The organism is Streptomyces sp. NPDC022910 (assembly GCF_055561075.1).
Genome location: NZ_JBVHHL010000003.1, coordinates 121,267 through 140,633 on the forward strand (window position 1 = coordinate 121,267; position 19,367 = coordinate 140,633).

The following is a 19,367-nucleotide window of genomic DNA, read 5'->3' on the forward strand; positions in this document are numbered from 1 at the left end:
CGGGCATGGCGGCAAGCGCCCCTCGCATCTTCGTCTCGCACCTGGCCGGCGTAGCCGTCTTCGACCCCAACGGCGACCAGGTGGGACGCGTGCGCGACCTCGTCGTCATGCTGCGCGTGGGCCGACGTCCCCCGCGGCTGCTCGGCCTGGTCGTCGAACTGACCACCCGCCGCCGGATCTTCCTGCCCATGACCCGCGTGACCGGCATCGAGTCCGGCCAGGTCATCACCACGGGTGTGCTGAACGTGCGCCGCTTCGAGCAGCGGCCCACCGAGCGGCTCGCCTTCGGTGAGCTGCTCGACCGGCGCGTCAAGCTCGTCGAGACCGGCGAGGAGGTCACCGTCCTCGACCTCTCGGTGCAGCAGCTGCCGGCCCGCCGGGAGTGGGAGGTCGACAAGGTCTTCGTACGCAAGGGGAAGGGCGGGGCGTTCAGGCGCAGCAAGGGCGAGACGCTCACGGTCGAGTGGTCCGCCGTCACCGGGTTCTCCCTGGAGGAGCAGGGACAGGGCGCCGAGAGCCTCCTGGCCACGTTCGAACAGCTGCGGCCGGCCGACCTCGCCAACGTCCTGCACCATCTCTCCCCGAAGCGCCGCGCGGAGGTGGCCGCCGCCCTGGACGACGACCGGCTCGCCGATGTCCTCGAACAGCTGCCCGAGGACGATCAGATCGAGATCCTCGGCAAGCTGCAGGAGGAGCGCGCCGCGGACGTCCTGGAGGCCATGGACCCGGACGACGCCGCCGACCTGCTCGCCGAACTGCCGGAGGACGAGAAGGAGCGGCTGCTGAACCTGATGCAGCCCGCCGACGCGGCCGACATGCGCCGTCTGATGGCGTACGAGGAGAAGACGGCGGGCGGCCTGATGACCACCGAGCCGATCGCGCTGCGGCCCGACGCCACCGTCGCCGACGCCCTCGCCCGGGTCCGCAACCGTGATCTGTCCCCCGCACTCGCCGCCCAGGTGTACGTCTGCCGCCCACCGGATGAGACACCGACCGGCAAGTACCTGGGGATCGTGCACTTCCAGCGGCTGCTGCGCGATCCGCCCTACACGCTCGTCAGCTCGATCCTCGACGACGATCTGCAGCCCCTGGCGCCGGACACCCCGCTGCCGGTGGTGGCCGGGTTCTTCGCGACCTACGACATGGTCGCGGCGCCCGTCGTCGACGAGTCCGGCTCGCTGCTCGGCGTGGTGACCGTGGACGACGTACTGGACCACATGCTGCCGGAGGACTGGCGCGAGACGGAGTTCGAACTGAGCGACGAGGGGGCCGACCATGGTGCCTGAGCGCGAGAGGACCCTTTCGGGCGCGACCGCCGTCCCCCGCCCTCAAACTCTCGAGTTCGCGCGAGCCGGGAGGGGTGCCCACCGTCTCCGGCTCGACCAGCCGCAGCCGCGCCGCACCCGCCTCCTGCCCGAGTGGGACCCGGAGGCGTTCGGACGCCTGTCGGAACGGATCGCACGCTTCCTCGGCACCGGGCGGTTCATCGTCTGGATGACGGTCGTCATCATTCTGTGGGTGGTGTGGAACGTCTTCGCTCCGCACCATCTGCGCTTCGACCCGTACCCCTTCATCTTCCTGACCCTGATGCTGTCCCTGCAGGCCTCCTACGCGGCCCCGCTGATCCTGCTCGCGCAGAACCGGCAGGCCGACCGCGACCGGGTCAACCTCGAACAGGACCGCAAGCAGAACGAGCGGTCGATCGCGGACACCGAGTATCTGACCCGGGAGGTCGCCGCACTGCGCACGGGCCTCGGCGAGGTCGCCACCCGCGACTGGATCCGTTCCGAACTCCAGGACTTCGTGAAGGAGCTGGACGGGCAGCGGCGCCCCGACGGTCATGTCGTATTCCCGGCGGAGCGGGCGGGCGGACGTGACGTGGACGACCGGTGACGGGGCTTTCCGAGGCACCCGCCGGGCGCCGTACCATCGTCTCTATGGCTACGGAAGACGCGGTGCGCGAGGCACTGGCGACGGTGAACGACCCCGAGATCCAGCGACCTATCACCGAGCTGGGGATGGTCAAATCGGTGGAGATCGGCGAGGACGGAGCGGTCGCGGTCACCGTGTACCTGACGGTTTCCGGCTGCCCCATGCGCGACACGATCACGCAGCGTGTCACAGAGGCGGTCTCGCGCGTCGAGGGCGTCACCCGGGTGGACGTCACGCTCGACGTGATGAGCGACGAGCAGCGCCGCGAGCTGGCGACCGCGCTGCGCGGCGGTCAGGCCGAGCGTGAGGTCCCCTTCGCCAAGCCGGGCTCGCTCACCCGCGTCTACGCGGTGGCGTCCGGCAAGGGAGGCGTCGGCAAGTCCTCGGTGACCGTGAACCTGGCGGCGGCGATGGCTGCCGACGGCCTGAAGGTCGGCGTGGTGGACGCCGACATCTACGGTCACAGCGTGCCGCGCATGCTGGGCGTGGACGGCCGTCCGACCCAGGTCGAGAACATGATCATGCCGCCGCAGGCGAACGGCGTGAAGGTCATCTCGATCGGCATGTTCACCCCGGGCAACGCGCCGGTCGTCTGGCGCGGCCCGATGCTGCACCGCGCGCTCCAGCAGTTCCTCGCGGACGTGTTCTGGGGGGATCTGGACGTGCTGCTGCTCGACCTGCCGCCGGGCACGGGCGACATCGCGATCTCGGTGGCACAGCTCGTCCCGAACGCGGAGATCCTGGTGGTCACCACCCCGCAGCAGGCGGCCGCGGAGGTGGCGGAGCGGGCGGGCGCCATCGCCGTCCAGACGCACCAGAAGATCGTCGGTGTGGTCGAGAACATGTCCGGCCTGCCCTGCCCGCACTGCGGCGAGATGGTGGACGTCTTCGGCACGGGCGGCGGCCAGCAGGTCGCCGACGGCCTCACCCGTACGACCGGCGCCACGGTCCCGGTCCTCGGCTCCATCCCCATCGACGTCCGGCTGCGCGAGGGCGGCGACGAGGGCAAGCCGGTGGTCCTGACCGACCCGGACTCCCCCGCAGGCTCGGCCCTCTCCGCGATCGCGGGCCAGTTGGGCGGCCGTCAGCGTGGCCTGGCGGGCCTGTCGCTGGGAATCACGCCGAAGAACAAGTTCTAGAGCCGATACGCCGATCGGGTCATTCCGAGTCTCGTACGACGATGGGGGCGGCCGTCCGGGTGAGACGGCCGCCCCCATCGTCCCACCCACGGCTAGGCGTAGGCCGCGATGTCCTTGATCACGGCGAAACCGAGTCCGTATGCGCTCATTCCCCGGCCGTACGCCCCGACGTGCACGCCCGCTTGCGTGGACCCGGCCAGCACCCAGCCGAACTCGGACTCGCGGTAGTGGAAGGGCGTCGGAACGCCGTCCACGGGCAGTGACAGGGTGGACCAGGCGGAGCCGGACAGGTCGTCCGCGAGGACCCAGGCCGTCTCGGTCTGCTGGTCGAGCCAGTCGTCCCGCAGGGTGTGGTCCATCTGGCCGGGCCAGGTGAACGTGAGCAAACCCACGCCCGCGAGCCAGGCCGCGGAGGAGACCGACGTGGCCTCCAGCAGGCCGGTGCCGTCCGGGCTGCGCCGTACGGGATTGGCGGCGACGGTGACCACGACCGCGAACCGCTCCTTGTCCTCGGTGGCCTCGCTGCGCACGGTGGGCTCCTCGCCGTGCCCGATCGATCCGTGCTCCACGGCCCCGTCGGCCGCCGTGCCCACCTGCATCAGCCAGCGCGGACCCGTGAACGCCTCGTCGAGGCCGTACCACGGGAAGGACGCCTGGAGATAGCCGTCGACCGTGCGCCGAGCGGAGGAAAGCCGTTGTCCGCCCTCCGCTGCCGGCGCCTGTCCGCCCACCCGACTCGTCGTCTCCATCTGCCCGGACGCCTCCTCGCTCTCGTCGGACCCGAGCGGCCCGCCCCCCACGGGCGTCCTCGCTCCGAAAACGGTCCGCACAACAACTGGGCAGCATAGCCACAGCACTCCGAACGACAGCGAAACGCCCGGCGCGTACGGCCTTCTGGACGTCGCAATACGGCCGCGCGCACGCCGATGGGTGTATGGCCTACGTCACGTCACCGCGGGGTGTCGTGCGGCCCGGGGCGTCCGACTACGGCTCAGGTGGCGTCCGCGTCGAAGGGCGGGCGCTCGTCGGGGTCGATCTTTTCGGGCTTCTTCGTCATGTCGACGGAGCCGGAAGGGGAGGACGAGGAGGGCGAGGAGTCGGTCTCGCGGCCGTGGACCGCGTCCGTGACCTCGGCCATTTCCTTCTTCAGGTCGAAGCCGTTGCGGATCTCCTTGAGCCCCAGGTCGTCGTTGTCCAGCTGCTTGCGGATGAACGTCTTGGGGTTGAGGTCCTCGAACTCGAAGTCCTTGAACTCCGGGCCCAGTTCACTCCTGATGTCCTGCTTGGCGCTCTCCGAGAACTCCCGGATCTTTCGGATGGTGCGGGTGACGTCCTGGATCATCTTCGGGAGCTTGTCCGGACCGAAGACGAGCACGGCGAGGACAACGAGCGTCACCAGCTCGAGCGGTCCTATGTCATTGAACACCTGAAGCTCCTTGCGATGTCCTCGGTCCTCGGCCCTCGGTGGTCTGTGCGGTCTTCCGTGGTCCGGGCCGGATCCACGGTACCCGGCGATCCTGCCGGACCGGTACCGTCCGGGCGCCCCGACCGCGTGTACACGACGGGTTTTCCGGGTTGTTTGCCTCGTGGGGCACGTTTCGGACCCGTCCTTGTGGGCTTCGTGTCAGTTGCCGTCCGCCGAGCCGAGGACGAGCGTGATCGTCCGTTCCCTGCCGTCACGGACGACGGTGAGTTCCAGCCGGTCGCCGGGGCGGTGGGCGCGCGTCCTGATGACGAGCTCCTCACCGGAGTGGACGCGTAGGCCGTCGACCCCGGTGATGACGTCGCCGGACTCGATCCCGGCCTTGGCCCCCGGGCCTCCCGCAGTGACCGCGGGCCCGCCCCCCGCACCCTTGGTGCCGACGCGAGCGCCGTCGCCCGTGTAGTTCATGTCGAGCGTGACACCGATGACCGGGTGGGTGGCCCGACCGGTGTTGATCAGCTCCTCGGCCACGCGCCTGGCCTGGTTGACGGGGATCGCGAAGCCCAGCCCGATGGAGCCCGCCGCCTGGCCGCTCTGCTCGGAGCTGTTGTCGGCCGACCGGATGGCCGAGTTGATGCCGACGACCCGGCCCTTGGAGTCGAGGAGGGGTCCCCCGGAGTTGCCGGGGTTGATCGGGGCGTCGGTCTGCAGGGCGTCGACGTACGACACATCGCTCCCGTCGCCCTTCTCCCCGCCGGCCGTGATGGGGCGTTCCTTGGCACTGATGATCCCGGAGGTGACGGTGCCGGCGAGGTCGAAGGGCGCACCGATGGCGACGACCGGGTCGCCGACCTGGACGTTGTCGGAGTTGCCGAGCTGCATGGGCCTCAGGCCGCTGACGCCGCTCACCTTGACGACGGCGAGGTCGTAGCCGGTGTCCCGGCCGACGACGGTGGCCTTGGCCGTTTCGCCCCCGTTGAACGTCACGCTTATCTCACCGCTGGATCCGGCCGGTTCGACCACATGGTTGTTGGTGAGGATGTGTCCGCGCCCGTCGAGAACGAACCCGGTGCCTGTGCCCTCCGCCTTGGAGCCCTTGACGTGCAGGGTCACGACGCTGGGCAGCGCCCGGGCGGCGATCCCGGCGACGCTGTCCGGGGCCCGTCCCTTGGGCTCCTCCCCCGCCTGCGGCAACCGGACGTCCCCGGCTTGGCCGTTACGCTCCAGCGCGGAGCCGATGACACCGCCGACTCCGCCGGCCACGAGCGCGAGCAGTACGGCCCCGAGCACCAGCGTCTTCCTGGCCGGTCTGCGCCGCTGATCCTGGCCGGCGACCGGGGCGCCGTTCTGCCGGAAGGGCGACCGGGGTGCCCAGGGGTCGTAGTTCTGCCAGGCGGTGGCGGTGTACGTGGCGGGGTTCGACGCGGGTGCGGCCATGACGGGGACCGGCGCGCCCGGTGGCGCGGGCGCCGGAGGCATCGGTGCGGCCTGTGCCGGAGGCACCGGGGGTGCCGTGCCCTGCGCGGGCGCTGCCGTCGGGTGCTGGACCAGCGGGGCGGGGGCCCAGGGGCCCGGTTCGCCGTAGGGCGGGGTGCTGTAGGGGTCGGGGTCGTGGAGAGGTTCGGGCCGGTCGGCGAGGGCGGCGTGCGGGTCGCCGACCTGGTGCGGGAGCACGCCTTCGGTGGAACCTCCCTGCTCGGTACCGGCACCGGCGGGCACGCCGTCGGTCGGGGCGGACCGCGCCTCGGTGCGGTCCGGGGCGTCCCCGCTTCTCGGCGGCACTGCGGTAGGGCGTTCCAGCTCGAAGTCCCCGTCGGTGTCCGCCTCGGCTCGCAGAGGCGCGCCGACGGGCTGGCTCAGCTCGTCATGACCGCTGGAGCCCCCGTTCAACGCCTCACTGTTCAACGCCTCGCCGTCGGCTGACGGATCTTCCGCCGCGGAGGAGATCCCATCGGCCCCGGCACCGTCCTCTGCCTCAGGTGCCCGTGCCTCGGCCTGCCCCGGAGACACCGGCTTCCCCTCGTTCATGCTCTCCCCACACCCGGCGCGCGGCACGGCGGCACCGGCGGTCGCCGCTGGATCGTCGATTCCGCGCCCGGAACGCTTGCGCGAGCGCGGCCCACCATGGATTCAACCAGGTTCCCCGGCCGCCGCGCAGACGCCGGGTCAGTGGGCGGCGTGCGAGGAAGGCGTGGGGGACGAGGTGGTGGACGAGGCCGGCACCGGCGCGGCCAGCAGCCCGGGAGCCTTGATCCCCGGAACCGTCGACCAGGAGGTCAGCGCGAGCGGTGCGGTCTCGGTGAGCGGACGTATGAGCGGGGACATCGCGGCGGCTCCGGCGACCACGGGAGCGGTCAGAGCACGGATCTCCGAAGCCTCCTGGACGCCGGGAGCGGGAGTTCCGGGCAGCAGGGGGGCCGATTCCTCGGTGGACGCGAGGGGTGTCCGGTCGAGCGTGCGCTGTCCGAGCAGCGGTCCGGCGGAGCGCCGGCGCTGGGTCTCGGGCGCCGAAGCACCCGTGCCCGGCGAGCGCATCGGGGTCACATTGCTTCCGGCACCCGAACCGCCGCGCGCTTCGACGCCCGCGTCGGTCGTGACGCTCGTCGACACGCCGCCGAGCGCGATCGCGGCCAGCGACACGGCGCCCGCGGCGGCGAACGCGAACCGCAGCCCGCGTGACGCGGACCGCTCGGCGTCCTGGCGGCCGACGTGGTGGATGCGGAAGCCGGGCTCCCCGGAGACGGTCCGGTCCTCGGAGGGGGACAGCGCCGTGGCATGAGGTCCCGAGGGCAGGTACCGGAAGGGTTCGCCCCTCACTCCGAAGACTCCGGTGCCCGGGGGCAGCCCGGCGGCCGACGGGAGCCCTCTGCCGAAGTCCCCCCCGCCGAACGGCGTGCCACCGCCGTCGACGTCACCTCCCGCGGGCAGGCCCTGCAGGCGGGCCAGGAAGCTCTCGGAGGGCGGCGGCGGGGCTGCCTCCGCGAAGACGTTCTTCAGTCGGCGCTGTGCGTCGGCCTCTGCCTTGCACTTCGCGCACGTGGCCAGATGGGCCAGCACGCGCTCGCGCGTGTCATGACCGAGCTCTCCGTCCACGAGGGCGGAAAGGCGGTCTCCCAGGTGCTGCTCTGCCGGTGTGGGGCGACGGGATCCACTCACGCGGTCGCGCCCCCTCCCCCCAGCGCGGGCACCCGGGCCACGAAGGACCGGCGCTCGGCGCGGGCTTCGGGCGAGCGGTGCGCCAGGGCCTTGCGCAGCTGGGAGCGGCCACGGTGGATGCGGGACCGGACCGTGCCGAGCTTCACGCCCAGGGTCGCGGCGATCTCCTCGTACGACAGTCCTTCGATGTCGCACAGGACCACGGCCGCACGGAACTCGGGCGCGAGCGTGTCGAGCGCCTGCTGGACGTCGGCGTCGAAGTGCGCGTCGTGCAGGACCTGCTGGGGGGTCGGCTCGCGGCTGGCCAGCCGCTCGGCCGCGTCCTCGCCCAGTGCGTCGAAACGGATGCGCTGCTTGCGGCGGACCATGTCCAGGAAGAGGTTCGTGGTGATGCGGTGCAGCCAGCCCTCAAAGGTGCCGGGCGTGTACGTCGACAGGGAGCGGAAGACCCGGACGAAAACTTCCTGGGTCAGGTCCTCGGCGTCGTGCTGGTTTCCGGTCAGGCGGTACGCCAGCCGGTAGACCCGGCCACTGTGAGTGCTGACGATCTCCTCCCAGGTGGGCGGAGTCCACGCCTGCGAGTCCGCGTCGGTGGCGAAGGTCGCGGTCTGCGCGGTGTCGGAAGCGTGGTGGGTGTCAGCGATGTCGGTCACGGATTTCGGCTCACCCGACGACCTGAGAAGGCGCCGCAGCACTCCTCCCCGATCCACAGGCGCAGCCGCACCTCCCCTGTCGGCTCTGGTGGTGTCCAGTGGAGCCCCTACCATAGCCACCTCGCCCGTTAGCTCCGGATAAGCGGTTTTACGAGAAATTGATGGGTGCTGATGCGGCTGCGTCAGCACTTGCTCGGCGTCCAGGTCCATCCGTTCCCCCGCGTCCTTCCCCCGCTGCTCTTCCCACTCTCCTAAACGCCCGGTCCCATCTGCGGGTTCCCGGGGTCAACGGATACAGTCACGCCCAGGCAATCACGGGGACAGGAGAGGGTCATTACCGGCAACCGGCAGACGAGCTGGGCGTTCGCCGACGCCTATGTCGCCGAGGACGACGCGCTGCGCTGGGCCCGCGACCGGGCCCGTGAAGCGGGTTTGCGCTCGGTGTCGCCCGGCACGGGCGCCGCGCTGCGAGTGCTCGCCGCCACCGTGGACGCGAAGGCGGTGGCGGAGATCGGGACCGGGTGCGGCGTCTCCGGGATCCATCTGCTGCACGGTATGCGCCCGGACGGGGTGCTGACCACCGTGGACCCGGAGCCGGAACACCAGCAGTTCGCCCGCCATGCCTTCCGCGCCTGCGGCTTCGCGAGCAACCGCGCCCGGTTCATCCCGGGCCGAGCCCTGGACGTGCTGCCCCGGCTCGCCGACGCGGGCTACGACCTCGTCTTCTGTGACGGCGACCGGCTCGAGGTCCTCGACTACCTCGCCGAATCGTTGCGCCTGCTGCGTCCGGGCGGGCTCATCGTCTTCGAGGGGGTCTTCGCCAACGGCCGCACGGTGGACTCGGGGCCGCAGCCCACCGAGGTCCTGCGCCTGCGGGAACTGCTGCGCGCGGTGCGCGAGAGCCCGGACCTGGTGCCCTCGCTGCTGCCGGTGGGGGACGGGCTGCTGTGCGCGGTCAAGCGCTGAGCGCGCTGAATGAACCGGGTCTCAGGCGCCCGGGAGGCGAACCGAGCCCCCGAAAAAGCGCTCCCCGGCACCGCGTACGATGCCGGGGAGCTGAAAGCCAGGGTCGCTTGCGCGTCAGCCGACGACCTTCTTGAGGGCGTCGCCGAGCGCGTCGGCCTCGTCAGGGGTCAGCTCGACGACGAGCCGACCGCCGCCTTCGAGCGGAACGCGCATGACGATGCCCCGCCCCTCCTTGGTCACCTCGAGCGGGCCGTCGCCCGTCCGCGGCTTCATGGCCGCCATGCTCGTTCCCCTTCCTGAAACCAGCTCATCGTCAGCCGACGGCCCCTTGAAAGGGCACGCGGTCCTTCACAGGACACGCGACACCGGCATCGAACACATTGCTTCCAAGCCATTATCCCGCATCTCAGGACCCGATGACCAACATCGGTCGGCATCGCTTGGGCAACACGCGCGAGCAAAACCACTCAATTCGGCGATGCGACTGTGATACTGCGCCCTCACACGGACATCCGTCGACCGGACGCGGACGGGAATTCTTTGACGCAGGTCACACGTCCGGTCCGCACCGCGGGCGGTGATCTCCGCCATGCTGTCCTTCGACGCAGGGCGTACCGACCGGTACGACGGAGCCGCGACACCGGAGGAGACCACCATGGCCGACACCGTGCTCTACGAGGTGAGCGACGGACTCGCGACGATCACGCTGAACCGTCCCGAGGCGATGAACGCGCTGAACATCGCGACCAAGGTCGCCCTCAGGGACGCGGCGCAGGAGGCGGCGGACGACGAGGCGGTACGGGCGATCCTGCTCACCGCCGCCGGGGACCGGGCGTTCTGTGTGGGGCAGGACCTCAAGGAACACATCGGGCTGCTCCAGGCCCAGGACTCGGGCTCCGACACCGCGGTGATGAGCACCGTCCGGGAGCACTACAACCCCATCGTGCGGGCGCTGACCGAAGCGGCGAAGCCGGTGGTCGCCGCCGTGAACGGGGTGGCGGCCGGGGCGGGCTTCGGATTCGCACTCGCCGCGGACTACCGGATCGTCGCCGACACGGCGGCCTTCAACACGTCGTTCGCCGGGGTCGCGCTCACCGCCGATTCAGGGGTCTCCTGGACACTGCCGCGCGTCGTCGGCCCCTCCCGCGCCGCGGACCTGCTGCTCTTCCCGCGGAGCATCACCGCCCAGCAGGCGTACGAGTGGGGGATCGCGAACCGGCTGGTCTCCCAGGCCGAGCTGCGTGCGGAGGCGGAGAAGGTGGCCCGCTCGCTGGCCCAGGGGCCGACGCTCGCGTACGCCGCCCTGAAGGAGTCCCTCGCCTTCGGGCTCTCCCACTCCCTCGACGAGACCCTCGGGAAGGAGGACGAGCTGCAGAGCCGCGCCGGAGCCTCGGAGGACCACGCGATCGCGGTGCGGGCGTTCGTCAACAAGGAGAAGCCGAAGTACGTGGGCCGCTGAGGCGGAGTCGCGCCGTCCGGGGTCAGCCGCTCCGGGCGGCGCAGTCGGCCAGGTGGTCGTCCACCAGCCCGCACGCCTGCATCAGCGCGTACGCCGTCGTCGGGCCGACGAAACGTATGCCGCGCTTCTTCAGGGCCTTGGACAGGGCCGTCGACTCGGCGGTGACCGCCGGGACATCGGCAAGGGTCTTCGGGGCGGGCCGGGAGGCCCCGTCGGGGGCATACGACCAGATCAGCTCGTCCAGCTCGCCCGGTGCCCAGTCGGCCAGCACGCGCGCGTTGGCAAGCGTCGCCTCGATCTTGGCGCGGTTGCGGATGATGCCCGGGTCGGCGAGCAGGCGCTCCTGGTCGGTCTCCGTGAAGGCGGCAACCTTGGCGATCCTGAAGTCGGCGAAGGCGGCGCGGAAGCCCTCACGGCGGCGCAGGATCGTGATCCACGACAGACCCGACTGGAAGGCCTCGAGGCACAGCCGCTCGTACAGCGCCTCGTCGCCGTGGACCGGGCGGCCCCACTCCTCGTCGTGGTACGCCACGTAGTCCTCGGTGGACAGGGCCCAGGGGCAGCGCAGCACTCCGTCGGGTCCCGCAATGGCCGCGCCGCTCACTGGTGGTTCCCCTCGGCCGGCTTGTCCAGGGACGTCCTCGGCGCGCGTGCACCGGCGAGCGCGGCCTCGAGGTCGGCGATGCGGGCGTCCCGCTCGGCGATCTCGGCGCCGAGCCGGCCGAGCGCGTCGTCCACGTCCGCCATGCGGTAGCCGCGGACGGCGAGCGGGAAGCGCAGGGCCTCCACGTCCGCGCGGCCGACCGGGCGGTCCGGGGGCAGCGGGTCCTCGAGCCGCTCGGGCGCCGCCTCCGGCAGGGGGGCGCTCTCGCCGCCGCCCACCACGGCCAGTGTCACCGCGGCGACCACGACGGCGAGCGCGACGACCAGGAACAAGAACATGAGCATCACTGAGGTCCCCACGCTCGGTGCCGGCGCGCTGCGCGCCGACGCGGAAGTGCCGATGTCGAATCTGTCTGGGTCAGATCGTGCCATGCGACGCTGACAACTAAGGTCGCAGGCGGCCAAGGAACGGACGTAACGGGAGAGGTCACAGGGGATGCTCAGGCTGGGAAGGCGGGAATTCGCCACACACGAGCCGGTGATCATGGCGATCGTGAACCGGACGCCCGACTCCTTCTACGACCAGGGGGCCACGTTCCGCGACGAGCCCGCCCTCGCGCGTGTGGAGCAGGCGGTGGCAGAGGGTGCCGCGATCATCGACATCGGCGGGGTCAAGGCCGGGCCGGGGGAAGAGGTCACGGCCGAGGAGGAGGCGCGACGGACGGTCGGTTTCGTCGCCGAGGTGCGGCGGCGCTTCCCCGACGTGGTGGTCAGCGTGGACACCTGGCGGCACGAGGTCGGCGAGGCGGTGTGCGAGGCGGGCGCGGATCTGCTGAACGACGCGTGGGGCGGGGTCGACCCGCGGCTCGCGGAGGTCGCGGCGCGCTACCGGGTGGGGCTGGTGTGCACGCACGCCGGGGGATCACAGCCGCGGACCCGTCCGCACCGGGTGACGTACGACGACGTGATGGCCGACATCCTGGAGGTGACCCTGGGGCTGGCGGAGCGGGCCGTGGCTCTGGGGGTCCCGCGCGAGTCGGTTCTGATCGACCCGGGCCACGACTTCGGGAAGAACACGCGGCACAGCCTGGAGGCGACGCGGCGGCTGGACGAGATGGTCGACACGGGGTGGCCTGTGCTGGTGTCGCTGTCCAACAAGGACTTCGTGGGCGAGACGCTGGACAAGCCGGTGAAGGAACGGGTGTTGGGGACCCTGGCGACGACGGCGGTGTCGGCGTGGCTGGGGGCGCAGGTCTACCGGGTGCACGAGGTGGCGGAGACGCGCCAGGTCCTGGACATGGTGGGGTCGATCGCGGGCCACCGGCCACCGGCGGTGGCCCGCCGGGGGCTGGCCTGACGCTTGTCGCCCCGCCGCCCCCGCCCGTCCCGTCGCTTCCCGGGCCTCGCCCCTTCCGCTAGCGCTGCGCCTCCTTCGACACCAGCGCCACCGCCTCGTCCACGTCGTCCGTCACATGGAACAGGAGCAGGTCCTTCTCCGAGGCCTTGCCCTGGGCCACCAGGGTGTTCTTGAGCCAGTCCACCAGGCCGCCCCAGTACGACGTGCCGAACAGGACGATCGGGAAGCGGGTGACCTTCTGGGTCTGGACCAGGGTCAGGGCCTCGAAGAACTCGTCGAGGGTGCCCAGGCCGCCCGGCAGGACGACAAAGCCCTGCGCGTACTTCACGAACATCATCTTGCGGACGAAGAAGTAGCGGAAGTTCAGGCCGATGTCGACGTACGGGTTCAGGCCCTGCTCGAAGGGCAGTTCGATGCCGAGGCCGACCGAGATCCCCTTGGCCTCGCAGGCGCCCTTGTTCGCCGCCTCCATCGCGCCCGGGCCGCCGCCCGTGATCACCGCCCAGCCCGCTTCCACCAGGCCGCGCCCCAAGCGCACGCCCGCCTCGTACTCGGGCGAGTCGACCGGCGTTCGCGCGGAACCGAACAGGCTGATCGCAGGCGGGAGTTCGGCAAGGGTGCCGAAGCCCTCGATGAATTCCGACTGGATGCGGAGGACACGCCACGGATCCGTGTGGACCCAGTCCGTGGGGGCGCGCTCGTCCAGCAGGCGCTGGTCCGTGGTGCTCTTCATCACCTGGCCGCGCCTGCGCAGCACCGGACCGAGCCGCTGCTCGTCCGGCGGCACCTTCTTCCCCTCGGGGTTGCCGGTAGGCATGTGCGCTCCCTCCGCTCGGGGGTCGTTCCACCCCAGCGTAGATCCACGCGGGTTACGGACGGGGGACGTGTGCATGTCCGCCACGAACCGCCGTCCCCCGATCCGGCGGCAGGTCAGGAGGTCAGCCAGGCCCTCAGGCGCTCCTCCCCGGCAAGGATCTTCGCCGTCTCCACGCGCTCGTCCCGCTTGTGCGCCAAGTGCGGGTTGCCGGGGCCGTAGTTGACGGCCGGGACGCCGAGTGCGCTGAAGCGGGAAACGTCCGTCCACCCGTACTTGGGCTGCGGGGTGCCGCCGACCGCCTCGATGAACGCCGCCGCGGCCGCGTGTGAGAGGCCGGGCAGGGCGCCGCCGCTGTGGTCGACCACGAGAAACTCCTGCACCCCGCAGTCGGCGAACACCTCGCGGACGTGCCCGACCGCCTCCTCCTCGGTGCGGTCGGGGGCGTAGCGGAAGTTGACCGTGACCACGCACTCGTCGGGGATCACGTTCCCGGCGACCCCGCCCGAGATGCCGACCGCGTTCAGTCCCTCCCGGTACTCGAGGCCGTCGATCACCGGGTACCGAGGCTCGTACGCGGCCAGGCGCTCGAGAATCGGGGCCGCCGCGTGGATCGCGTTCGAGCCCATCCAGCCGCGCGCCGAGTGGGCCCGCTCGCCCTTGGTCTTCAGCAGGACCCGCAGCGTGCCCTGGCAACCGCCCTCGACCTGGCCGTCGGAGGGCTCCAGCAGCACCGCGAAGTCGGCCTCCAGCCAGTCGGGATGGGCTTCGGCCACATGCTTCAGACCGTTCAGGTGCGCGTCGACCTCTTCGTTGTCGTAGAAGACGAACGTGAGGTCGCGGTTGGGCTCGGGGACCGTCGCCGCGATGCGGAGCTGGACCGCGACGCCCGACTTCATGTCGCAGGTGCCGCAGCCCCACAACACGCCGTCCTCGTCCAGGCGGGAGGGCACGTTGTCCGCGATCGGAACCGTGTCGATGTGGCCCGCCAGGACGACGCGCTCCGGCCGTCCGAGGTTCGTCCGGGCCACGACGTTGTTGCCGTACCGGTCGACCGTCAGGTGCGGCAGGGCGCGCAGCGCCGTTTCGATCGCGTCCGCGAGGGGCTTCTCATTGCCGCTCTCGGAGGGGAAGTCGACGAGCTGCGCGGTCAGCCGCGCGGCGTCCAGCGTGAGGTCAAGAGGGGTATCGGCCATGATGTCGACCCTAGCGCGCCGGACCGCCCGTACCTGCACACGAGTTGTCCACAACCCCGGGCAACGCCTCGGGGCACCTCCAGTACCTTGTAACGCGTGCCGGAGCCGTCCCCCATCCCCAAGCGCCGCGGCCGCCTTCTCCGTTTCGGGGCGGCCGTCGTGGTCCTGCTCGCCCTCGCGGGCTATCTCGTCGTCCAGTACCTCACCGGCTCGGCCGCGCCGAGATGCCGGGTCGTCTCGGGCAAGGGTGGCGGAGCGTCGTACGACTTCACCCCGGAGCAGGCGGTCAACGCCGCGACGATCTCCGCCGTCGGCACCACCCGCGGCCTGCCCGAGCGGGCGGTGACCATCGCGCTCGCGACCGCGCTCCAGGAGTCGGGCCTGCGCAACATCGAGCACGGCGACCGGGACTCCCTCGGCCTGTTCCAGCAGCGTCCGTCACAGGGCTGGGGCACGAGGAAGCAGATCATGGACCCGACGTACGCGGCGGGCGTCTTCTACGAACACCTGGCCAAGGTGCCCGACTACCGGCACCTGCCGCTGACCGTCGCCGCGCAGCGCGTGCAGCGCAGCGGCTATCCGGAGGCGTACGCGAAGCACGAGCCGGATGCCGCGCTGCTCGCCGACGCGCTGACCGGCAAGGCGGCGGCCACACTGACCTGTCAGGGACGCCCGGCGCCGACGGCGACCGGCGGCCCGGACGCGGTAAGGGCCGCGCTCGTGAGGGACTTCGGGCGCGAGGTGCTGCAGACGGCCGGCGCGGAGGTGGGCGCAGGGCGGTCGTCGCCGTCCCACGCGGTCGCCACGAAGCCGGCCGCAAACGCGGTGACGGTCCCGGTGCCCCGGAAGTCCACCGCCTCGGGCACGGTCCGCCAGCGCGGCTGGGAGCTGGCGCACTGGGCGGTGGCCAACTCGTCGGCGCTGCACATCGCGCGCGTCTCCTTCGCGGGCCGCGAGTGGTCGCGCGGAGGTTTCGCGGCCGAGTGGCGTACGACCGGTGCCTCCGGCGCGAAGGCGTCGACCACCGAAGTCCGCATCGTCACCGGAGAGTAGATCGGGCAGCAGTACGGGTGCTCACCCATCGGAGTTGTGCACGGCGCGCCTCGTCGACGAGGCGCGCCGGTTTTTGTCCGCCCCCTTACGCGGACACGAAATCCCTTGAGAACAAAGGGCTGTAAGGATTCGGCAGGCTTTCCGGCCGGATGCCGTTTGCCCGATTTCACCCCCAGCCGATAATGCGACGCATTACCAACTCTTTACATTGGGGCACCGCAACCTTCGTGGGCTTCGAGCGGTAGTCACTGCGTCCGAGCCCCGAACGGTCAACTGCCGGACGCAGTCGGACACTTCACCGTTCTCTCCCGTCTAAGGAGCATCATGTCCCTCCCCCTGACCCGCCGGATCGCCCGTGCCGCGCTGCTGATCGCGGCGGGAGCGGCACCCGTGGTCGGTGCGGCCGGCTCCGCCAGCGCGGCGACGACCGATCTGCCGGCCACCCCGAACCTCGGCGGGCTGACCGCTCTGGACAGCGCGCAGGTCGGCACCACCGTCGACGGCGCGGCTCAGAAGGTCGACGGTGCGGCCCAGAAGGTCACCGGACTCGCGGGTGACGCAGGCGGCCAGGCGGTCAAGGCCGGCAGCAAGGCGGTCAAGAAGGCGGTGCCGACCGCGAGCAGCACCGGCGGGAAGATCGTCGGGACGGCAGCGCCGGTCGCGCAGAAGGTGGCCGGGGACGCGACGGGGCAGGCCGGGGGTCTGCTCGGTGGCGCCACGAAGACGGGGCTGCCGGTACAGCAGCTGCCGCTGGGCGGCTGAGCCGCACGGCCGTACGGCGGAGGGGTCCAGGGAGTTCCCTGGACCCCTCCGCAGCGTCCGTGGCGTCCGTAGGCGGCCTACAGCCGCGCGACCGCTGCCGCGACGCGGTCGTCCGTCGCCGTCAGGGCCACCCGTACGAACTTCTCGCCCGCAGCGCCGTAGAAGTCGCCCGGGGCGACCAGAATGCCCAAGTCGGCGAGGTGGGAGACCGTCTCCCAGCACGATTCGTCGCGGGTCGCCCACAGGTACAGGCTCGCCTCGCTGTGCTCGATGCGGAAGCCGTGCTTCAGGAGAGCGTCGCGCAGGGCCGTGCGACGGGCGGCGTAGCGCTCGCGCTGCTCGCGGACGTGCGTGTCGTCGCCCAGGGCGGCCACGACCGCTGCCTGCGTCGGCGCCGACGTCATCATGCCGCCGTGCTTGCGGATCTCCAGGAGCGGGCCCAGGACCGCCGGGTCACCCGCGAGGAACGCCGCCCGGTAGCCCGCCAGGTTCGACCGCTTGGACAGGGAGTGGACCGCGACGACGCCCTCGTACGAGCCGCCGCACACATCCGGGTGCAGGACCGAGACGGGGTCGGCCTCCCAGCCCAGCTCGATGTAGCACTCGTCGGAGAAGACCAGGACCCCGTGCTCGCGCGCCCAGGCCACGATCCGGGTCAGCTCCTCCTTGGCCAGCACCCTGCCCGTCGGGTTCGACGGGGAGTTGAGCCAGAGCAGCTTCAGGTTCGCCGGGTCCAGCTCGGTCGGGTCGTCGTAGACCACGTGGTCCGCGCGGGCCAGTCGCGCGCCGACCTCGTACGTCGGATAGGCCAGGCGCGGGTACGCGACCGTGTCGCCGGGACCGAGGCCCAGCTGGGTCGGGAGCCACGCCACGAGCTCCTTGGAGCCGACCACGGGCAGGACATGGCGGTGGGTGACGTCACCGGCACCCAGACGCCGCTCCACCCAGCCCGTGATCGCGTCCCGCAGCTCGGGCGTGCCCCAGACCGTCGGATAGCCCGGGGAGTCCGCCGCCGCTACCAGCGCTTTCTGGATCAGCTCGGGCACCGGGTCGACCGGGGTACCGACGGACAGGTCGACGATCCCGTCCGGATGCGCGGCAGCCGTCTTCTTGTACGGCTCCAGCTTGTCCCAAGGGAAGGTCGGAAGGCGGTGGGAGACTGCGGACACGGGATCGGGCTCACTTTCTTGTACATCGGGCGCCCCGGTACGAGTTCTCGTGTTCTCGTACGACGAGTGCCCCAGTAGGAGCGTACGGGCGCCAAACGCCTCGGTCCCGTGCGGTGCGGCGGGCACCGTACGGGACCGAGGCGGCACGGTGGTGCGTACCGCTTACTGGTTCATCGGGGGCAGCGCCGCGATGAAGGGGTGGTCGCGCTCGATCAGCCCCAGCTTGCTGGCGCCACCGGGCGAGCCGAGCTCGTCGAAGAACTCGACGTTCGCCTTGTAGTAGTCCTTCCACTCCTCGGGCGTGTCATCCTCGTAGAAAATCGCCTCGACCGGGCACACCGGCTCGCAGGCTCCACAGTCGACGCATTCGTCCGGGTGGATGTACAAGGACCGCTGGCCCTCGTAGATGCAGTCGACCGGGCACTCCTCGATGCACGCCTTGTCCTTGACGTCGACACAAGGCTCTGCGATGACGTAGGTCACGCTGTCGTTCCTCCTCGATAGGGCGCTGGCGGGCCTCCTCAGGCTCCGCCGCCTGGCGCGCGGGAGCGCGGCGTCGTCGATGCCCGCACCTAGTATCTCCGTTCCTGGGCATGATCCGAACAGGAGGGGTGAACTGACCTGTGGAAATCTCTGCGGGCGGACGGCTCGAGGTCCGAATCACCGCTGCTGACGTGGGCAAACGCGTCTCCGTACGGCAGTGGTACGAACATGCCGCCGAGGGTGAGAGGTTCACCGACACGGTCGGTGTTCTCACATCATGGGACGAAGGTGTGCTGCTGATCACACGGCGGGACGGTCAAAGCGTCCGGATCCCGGAATCCTCGCTGGTCGCGGGCAAGGTCGTGCCGGCGGCTCCGGCCCGTCGGCGGGGCCCGGCGGCCTCGTACGAGGAGCTGGCACGGATCACCGCCCGGGCCTGGCAGCCGGTGGAGCGCGAGCCCCTCGGCGAGTGGGAGCTGAGGGCCGCCGCCGGATTCACGCGCCGGGCCAATTCGGTGCTGCCGCTCGGTGACCCCGGGCTGTCGCTGGACGCGGCGCTGGAGGTCGTACGGCGCTGGTACGCGGCCCGTGGCCTGCCCGCGTACGTGCAGGTGGCGACGGGTGCGCAGGGCACGCAGGAGCTGCTGGGCGCCGAACTGGAGGCCCGTGGGTGGACACGGGAGGTGACCGCCGAGCTGTGGACGGGCTCGCTGGCACCCCTGACGGACCGGGAGGCGCCCGGGGTCGTGCTCTCGCGCACGGCCGACGAGCGGTGGCTCGCCCGCTACCAGCGCAAGGGGCTGGGCGAGGTGGCCCTCAAGGTGCTGGGCAGCGGACCCTCGGTCTGGTTCGCGGCGGTACCGGGGCCGGAGGGTGCCCCTCCGGCGGCGATCGGGCGGTGTGTGGTGGACGGCCGGTGGGCCGGTTTCGCGGCGGTCGAGGTCGCCCCGGACCAGCGCCGACGGGGCCTGGCCGGCGCCGTGATGGCCGCGCTGGCCCGGCAGGCCCTCGCCGAGGGCGCCTCGGCGGCCTGGCTCCAGGTGGAGACGGACAACGCGGGCGCCCGGGCCCTGTACGCGGGACTGGGCTTCGAAGCGCATCATGCACATCACCACTACCGGGAGCCGGAGGGCTCCCCCGGGCCCGACACGGACGGCCCGGCGGTCGCGGGGCGCGGCCCGGTGGTGTGAGAGGTTTCGAGG

Annotated in this window: 21 protein-coding genes; 9 read left to right on the top strand and 12 right to left on the bottom strand. The window is 71.3% G+C overall.

Going from position 1 to position 19,367, the window contains the following annotated elements; all coding sequences use genetic code 11:
- Positions 1-5 precede the first annotated feature (5 nt).
- The 3 genes from ACZ3TS_RS03910 to ACZ3TS_RS03920 are packed head-to-tail and all read left to right on the top strand — an operon-like array spanning position 6 to position 3,071.
- Positions 6-1,286, top strand: a complete 1,281-nt coding sequence (locus tag ACZ3TS_RS03910) for a magnesium transporter MgtE N-terminal domain-containing protein (RefSeq protein ID WP_467613478.1) — start codon at positions 6-8, stop codon at positions 1,284-1,286.
- Positions 1,276-1,893: a DUF1003 domain-containing protein gene (locus tag ACZ3TS_RS03915; protein WP_467613479.1), complete on the top strand. Its 618-nt coding sequence runs from the start codon at positions 1,276-1,278 to the stop codon at positions 1,891-1,893. Before ACZ3TS_RS03910 ends, ACZ3TS_RS03915 begins: the two co-directional genes overlap by 11 nt.
- Before the next feature lie 44 nt (positions 1,894-1,937).
- A complete protein-coding gene (locus ACZ3TS_RS03920) occupies positions 1,938-3,071 on the top strand; it encodes an Mrp/NBP35 family ATP-binding protein (RefSeq protein ID WP_467613480.1) in 1,134 nt (377 codons plus the stop codon).
- A 92-nt stretch (positions 3,072-3,163) separates the two neighbouring features.
- Here ACZ3TS_RS03920 and ACZ3TS_RS03925 read toward each other — a convergent pair whose 3' ends face one another.
- The 5 genes from ACZ3TS_RS03925 to sigE all read right to left on the bottom strand — a co-directional run bounded on the left by ACZ3TS_RS03925 (position 3,164) and on the right by sigE (position 8,417).
- Entirely contained in the window at positions 3,164-3,820 is a 657-nt protein-coding gene (locus ACZ3TS_RS03925) for a hypothetical protein (RefSeq protein ID WP_467613481.1), read from the bottom strand.
- A gap of 242 nt (positions 3,821-4,062) precedes the next feature.
- The gene (locus tag ACZ3TS_RS03930; protein WP_467613482.1) at positions 4,063-4,497 is read right to left on the bottom strand and encodes a sec-independent translocase; all 435 of its coding nucleotides are present in this window, start codon (positions 4,495-4,497) and stop codon (positions 4,063-4,065) included.
- A gap of 198 nt (positions 4,498-4,695) precedes the next feature.
- Positions 4,696-6,522, bottom strand: a complete 1,827-nt coding sequence (locus ACZ3TS_RS03935; protein ID WP_467613483.1) for a S1C family serine protease — start codon at positions 6,520-6,522, stop codon at positions 4,696-4,698.
- Between the two features lie 138 nt (positions 6,523-6,660).
- On the bottom strand, positions 6,661-7,650 hold the full coding sequence (locus ACZ3TS_RS03940) for an anti-sigma factor family protein (protein ID WP_467613484.1): 990 nt from the start codon (positions 7,648-7,650) through the stop codon (positions 6,661-6,663).
- Positions 7,647-8,417 carry an RNA polymerase sigma factor SigE gene (gene sigE / locus ACZ3TS_RS03945; protein WP_467613485.1) on the bottom strand — a complete coding sequence of 257 codons (771 nt, stop codon included), beginning with the start codon at positions 8,415-8,417 and terminating at the stop codon, positions 7,647-7,649. The genes ACZ3TS_RS03940 and sigE overlap by 4 nt, the downstream gene beginning before the upstream one ends.
- Before the next feature lie 153 nt (positions 8,418-8,570).
- Between sigE and ACZ3TS_RS03950 the strand changes: the two genes are divergently transcribed.
- A complete protein-coding gene (locus ACZ3TS_RS03950; protein WP_467613649.1) occupies positions 8,571-9,269 on the top strand; it encodes an O-methyltransferase in 699 nt (232 codons plus the stop codon).
- Positions 9,270-9,383: 114 nt separating this feature from the next.
- Here the strand turns inward: ACZ3TS_RS03950 and ACZ3TS_RS03955 are convergent, their stop codons facing one another.
- A complete protein-coding gene (locus ACZ3TS_RS03955) occupies positions 9,384-9,551 on the bottom strand; it encodes a DUF3117 domain-containing protein (RefSeq protein WP_003966491.1) in 168 nt (55 codons plus the stop codon).
- 373 nt (positions 9,552-9,924) lie between these two features.
- Between ACZ3TS_RS03955 and chcB the strand changes: the two genes are divergently transcribed.
- A complete protein-coding gene (gene chcB, locus ACZ3TS_RS03960; protein WP_467613650.1) occupies positions 9,925-10,728 on the top strand; it encodes a 2-cyclohexenylcarbonyl CoA isomerase in 804 nt (267 codons plus the stop codon).
- A 22-nt stretch (positions 10,729-10,750) separates the two neighbouring features.
- Here the strand turns inward: chcB and ACZ3TS_RS03965 are convergent, their stop codons facing one another.
- Together ACZ3TS_RS03965 and ACZ3TS_RS03970 are read right to left on the bottom strand one after the other, a co-directional pair.
- Positions 10,751-11,332 (bottom strand): DNA-3-methyladenine glycosylase I, encoded by a 582-nt coding sequence (locus tag ACZ3TS_RS03965; protein WP_467613486.1) that lies wholly within the window; start codon positions 11,330-11,332, stop codon positions 10,751-10,753.
- Complete coding sequence (locus ACZ3TS_RS03970) at positions 11,329-11,676, bottom strand: DivIVA domain-containing protein (RefSeq protein ID WP_467613487.1); 348 nt, start codon at positions 11,674-11,676, stop codon at positions 11,329-11,331. Before ACZ3TS_RS03970 ends, ACZ3TS_RS03965 begins: the two co-directional genes overlap by 4 nt.
- 151 nt (positions 11,677-11,827) lie before the next feature.
- Here ACZ3TS_RS03970 and folP point away from each other — a divergent pair, with 151 nt between their 5' ends.
- Complete coding sequence (folP, locus tag ACZ3TS_RS03975) at positions 11,828-12,688, top strand: dihydropteroate synthase (protein ID WP_467613488.1); 861 nt, start codon at positions 11,828-11,830, stop codon at positions 12,686-12,688.
- A gap of 58 nt (positions 12,689-12,746) precedes the next feature.
- On the opposite strand, the gene ACZ3TS_RS03980 is transcribed toward folP, so the two are convergent.
- Both ACZ3TS_RS03980 and dapE read right to left on the bottom strand, forming a co-directional pair.
- The gene (locus tag ACZ3TS_RS03980; RefSeq protein WP_467613489.1) at positions 12,747-13,505 is read right to left on the bottom strand and encodes an LOG family protein; all 759 of its coding nucleotides are present in this window, start codon (positions 13,503-13,505) and stop codon (positions 12,747-12,749) included.
- Between the two features lie 113 nt (positions 13,506-13,618).
- On the bottom strand, positions 13,619-14,698 hold the full coding sequence (gene dapE / locus ACZ3TS_RS03985) for a succinyl-diaminopimelate desuccinylase (RefSeq protein WP_467613490.1): 1,080 nt from the start codon (positions 14,696-14,698) through the stop codon (positions 13,619-13,621).
- A gap of 96 nt (positions 14,699-14,794) precedes the next feature.
- On the opposite strand from dapE, the gene ACZ3TS_RS03990 reads away from it, so the two are divergent.
- Both ACZ3TS_RS03990 and ACZ3TS_RS03995 read left to right on the top strand, forming a co-directional pair.
- Positions 14,795-15,751 (top strand): heavy metal transporter, encoded by a 957-nt coding sequence (locus ACZ3TS_RS03990; protein WP_467613491.1) that lies wholly within the window; start codon positions 14,795-14,797, stop codon positions 15,749-15,751.
- A 324-nt stretch (positions 15,752-16,075) separates the two neighbouring features.
- Positions 16,076-16,513 (top strand): ATP-binding protein, encoded by a 438-nt coding sequence (locus ACZ3TS_RS03995; protein ID WP_467613492.1) that lies wholly within the window; start codon positions 16,076-16,078, stop codon positions 16,511-16,513.
- 77 nt (positions 16,514-16,590) lie between these two features.
- Here the strand turns inward: ACZ3TS_RS03995 and ACZ3TS_RS04000 are convergent, their stop codons facing one another.
- Both ACZ3TS_RS04000 and fdxA read right to left on the bottom strand, forming a co-directional pair.
- Positions 16,591-17,682, bottom strand: a complete 1,092-nt coding sequence (locus ACZ3TS_RS04000) for a bifunctional succinyldiaminopimelate transaminase/glutamate-prephenate aminotransferase (RefSeq protein ID WP_467613493.1) — start codon at positions 17,680-17,682, stop codon at positions 16,591-16,593.
- A gap of 162 nt (positions 17,683-17,844) precedes the next feature.
- Positions 17,845-18,165 (bottom strand): ferredoxin, encoded by a 321-nt coding sequence (gene fdxA / locus ACZ3TS_RS04005; RefSeq protein WP_043443616.1) that lies wholly within the window; start codon positions 18,163-18,165, stop codon positions 17,845-17,847.
- Between the two features lie 140 nt (positions 18,166-18,305).
- Between fdxA and ACZ3TS_RS04010 the strand changes: the two genes are divergently transcribed.
- The gene (locus tag ACZ3TS_RS04010) at positions 18,306-19,355 is read left to right on the top strand and encodes a GNAT family N-acetyltransferase (protein WP_467613494.1); all 1,050 of its coding nucleotides are present in this window, start codon (positions 18,306-18,308) and stop codon (positions 19,353-19,355) included.
- The last annotated feature ends 12 nt before the right edge of the window (positions 19,356-19,367 follow it).

Coding starts and splice junctions, on each gene's coding strand:
- ACZ3TS_RS03910 (WP_467613478.1), top strand. CDS start 6: ATGGCGGCAAGCGCCCCTCGCATCTTCGTCTCGCACCTGGCCGGCGTA.
- ACZ3TS_RS03915 (WP_467613479.1), top strand. CDS start 1,276: ATGGTGCCTGAGCGCGAGAGGACCCTTTCGGGCGCGACCGCCGTCCCC.
- ACZ3TS_RS03920 (WP_467613480.1), top strand. CDS start 1,938: ATGGCTACGGAAGACGCGGTGCGCGAGGCACTGGCGACGGTGAACGAC.
- ACZ3TS_RS03925 (WP_467613481.1), bottom strand. CDS start 3,820: ATGGAGACGACGAGTCGGGTGGGCGGACAGGCGCCGGCAGCGGAGGGC.
- ACZ3TS_RS03935 (WP_467613483.1), bottom strand. CDS start 6,522: ATGAACGAGGGGAAGCCGGTGTCTCCGGGGCAGGCCGAGGCACGGGCA.
- sigE (WP_467613485.1), bottom strand. CDS start 8,417: ATGGTAGGGGCTCCACTGGACACCACCAGAGCCGACAGGGGAGGTGCG.
- ACZ3TS_RS03955 (WP_003966491.1), bottom strand. CDS start 9,551: ATGGCGGCCATGAAGCCGCGGACGGGCGACGGCCCGCTCGAGGTGACC.
- chcB (WP_467613650.1), top strand. CDS start 9,925: ATGGCCGACACCGTGCTCTACGAGGTGAGCGACGGACTCGCGACGATC.
- ACZ3TS_RS03970 (WP_467613487.1), bottom strand. CDS start 11,676: ATGCTCATGTTCTTGTTCCTGGTCGTCGCGCTCGCCGTCGTGGTCGCC.
- folP (WP_467613488.1), top strand. CDS start 11,828: ATGCTCAGGCTGGGAAGGCGGGAATTCGCCACACACGAGCCGGTGATC.
- ACZ3TS_RS03980 (WP_467613489.1), bottom strand. CDS start 13,505: ATGCCTACCGGCAACCCCGAGGGGAAGAAGGTGCCGCCGGACGAGCAG.
- dapE (WP_467613490.1), bottom strand. CDS start 14,698: ATGGCCGATACCCCTCTTGACCTCACGCTGGACGCCGCGCGGCTGACC.
- ACZ3TS_RS03995 (WP_467613492.1), top strand. CDS start 16,076: ATGTCCCTCCCCCTGACCCGCCGGATCGCCCGTGCCGCGCTGCTGATC.